The sequence below is a fragment of the Geodermatophilus sp. DF01-2 genome (genome assembly GCF_004571065.1).
Classification (GTDB): domain Bacteria; phylum Actinomycetota; class Actinomycetes; order Mycobacteriales; family Geodermatophilaceae; genus Geodermatophilus.
Genome location: NZ_SPQN01000165.1, coordinates 1 through 2395, shown reverse-complemented (window position 1 = coordinate 2395; position 2395 = coordinate 1). Strand labels below are relative to the sequence as shown.

Annotated in this window: 3 protein-coding genes; 1 reads left to right on the top strand and 2 read right to left on the bottom strand. The window is 75.1% G+C overall.

The features are described from left to right. Positions 1-266: 266 nt before the first annotated feature. Entirely contained in the window at positions 267-1268 is a 1002-nt protein-coding gene (locus tag E4P41_RS21560; protein ID WP_135143235.1) for a sulfite exporter TauE/SafE family protein, read from the bottom strand. Between the two features lie 235 nt (positions 1269-1503). After that, complete coding sequence (locus E4P41_RS21555) at positions 1504-2055, bottom strand: sigma-70 family RNA polymerase sigma factor (protein WP_135143234.1); 552 nt, start codon at positions 2053-2055, stop codon at positions 1504-1506. 86 nt (positions 2056-2141) lie between these two features. Between E4P41_RS21555 and E4P41_RS21550 the strand changes: the two genes are divergently transcribed. After that, positions 2142-2395 (top strand): zf-HC2 domain-containing protein (locus E4P41_RS21550; protein WP_209307857.1); only part of this gene is annotated, 254 nt, incomplete at its 3' end.

Here is a 2395-nt window from a genome sequence, read left to right as displayed (position 1 = left end):
ATCCGGCGGCAGCAGAAACCCCTGATCGACATCCGCGCGGATGAAGTTCTGCGGCATGCCCCATTCTCCCGCAACTACCGCCCGCACCCGCTCAGGCACGCGGCTTTATGCGACAGGCTCGATCGTTCCGGCTCCGGGCTCAGCACCGGTCGTGAGCCCGGACCCGGAACCGTGAGCCAGGACGGCGGTTCGGACGCCCCGTACCCGAGTGTCCCCTCCTCGGCGCCCCCGAAGCCGTGCGACGGGGTGGGGAGGAGAGGCCCTCCTCAGTCGCGCGGAGCGATGGGCCGCCCGGCGGTGACGTCGCGCCGCAGGTCGGCGGCGTCGGCGCCGTCGGCCGGCAGCTCGATCTCGTCGTGCGACCGGACCGCGTCGGCGGCCAGGGCGTCGGCGGACTCCAGCGCACGGTCCTTGCGGTACTCGCGGAAGGAGTGGACGACCGCGGCCACCCAGACCGCGGCGAGCACCGCGTACACCGTGGAGCGCACCGGGTCGGCGGCGTCGATCCACTCGCTGCGCAGCAACGTCCGCGTGTTGGTGAGCACGATGATGCCGCCGACGAGGGAGCCGAGCATCCGCGGCGGGACGTGCCGCACCAGCCACGCCGCGATCGGCGCGGCGACCAGCCCACCGGCGAGCAGGCCGAGCACCCACAGCAGGTCGATGCCCTGCGAGCCGAGCGCGACCAGGAAGCCGAGGCTGGCGGCGAGGGCGACCAGGAACTCCGAGGTGTCGATCGAGCCGATGACCCTGCGCGGCTCCATCCGGCCGCTGGCCAGCAGGGCCGGGGTGCCGACCGGGCCCCAGCCGCCGCCCCCGGTGGCGTCGACGAAGCCGGCGACCAGGCCCAGCGGGCCGAGGAAGCGCTTGCGAATCGGCTTGCCCAGGTGTCGGCGGTCGACCCCGCGGAGGGTGAAGCGCACCAGGAGGTAGACGCCGAGCGAGACCAGGATCAGCGACATGACCGGGGCGGCGACCTCGGTCGAGAGGTTGGACAGGACGGTCGCGCCGAGGAAGGCGCCGATCGCGCCGGGGACGCCGACCTTGGCGACGACCTTCCAGTCGACGTTGCCGAACCTCCAGTGCGCGAGACCCGAGGCGAGCGTCGTGCCGATCTCGGCGAGGTGGATGGTGGCCGACGCGGCGGCCGGGTTGGTCCCGATGGCGAGCAGCAGGGTGGTCGACGTCACGCCGTAGGCCATGCCGAGGCTGCCGTCCACGAGCTGCGCACCGAGGCCCACGAGGGCGAGCAGGACGAGGGTCTTCACGGGCTGGACTCCGGATCCGGGAGAGTCGCGGGCGCGCCAGGAGGCGCAGCGCAGCGCGGGAGGTGCGGGGAGGTGCGCGGAGCGCGGGAGGTCAGCAGCCCGGACAGCGGGCGGTGCAGACGCGCAGCAGGTCGACGTGGATCCGCCCCACGAGGAGCACCGTCGTCACCGCCACGGCCCAATGTCTACCAGATCGGTAGGGATATGCCCAAAGCAGCCGGGGCGCGCCCCGCGGTCAGCGGTGCGCGGCCTCCAGGTCGCTGTTCCCGCCGAGGGCCTCGACGAGGTCGGCCCGGGCCCGCGCCACCCGCGACCGGATGGTCCCCACCGGACAGCCGGCCACCTCGGCCGCCTCGGCGTAGGGCAGCCCCAGCAGCTGGGTGAGCACGAAGGCCTCGCGGCGGTCGGGGGAGAGCCGGCCCAGCAGGTCCGCGACGGCGGCGCCCTCACCCACCCGGTCGGCGACGTCGCCGGGGCCGAGAACCTCGAGATCGGCGTCCTCCCGGACCAGGGTGAGCCGTCGGCGCCGGCGGGACCGGACGGCGTCGGCGCACACCCGGCGGGCGATCGACAGCAGCCAGGTGCGCAGCGAGGAGCGACCCTCGAAACGGTGCAGGGCGCCGAAGGCCCGCAGATAGGTCTCCTGCGTCAGGTCGTCGGCGGACTGCCGGTCCCCGAGCGCCGCGCACAGCCGCCAGACGTCGGACTGGGTGGCGCGCACCAGGGCCGCCGCCGCGAGGGGGTCGCCGTCGACGGCGGCAGCCGCCAGCCGCTCCAGCTCGTCCACGTGTCCCATCCTCCCCGGTGCACCGTCGCCCTGGCTCCACCCGAAATGAGGGGAACCAACCGGCCCCGGAGGACGACCACCCCATCATGCAGTGCACCCCGTACCGCGAGGCGGTCTCCGCCCGGCTCGACGGCGAGTCGCCCGGCCTGCCCGCCGGTGAACTCGACGCCCACCTCGGCGCGTGCCCCGGCTGCGCAGCGTGGGCCCGGCAGGCCGAGCTGGTCACCCGTCGCGCGCGGCTGGCCCCCGCGCCGGCCGTGCCCGACCTCACCGCGACGGTCCTGGCCGCGCTGCCCCGTGAGCTGCCGGGCACGGCCGCGGCCGCCCGCGCCCGGCTGGC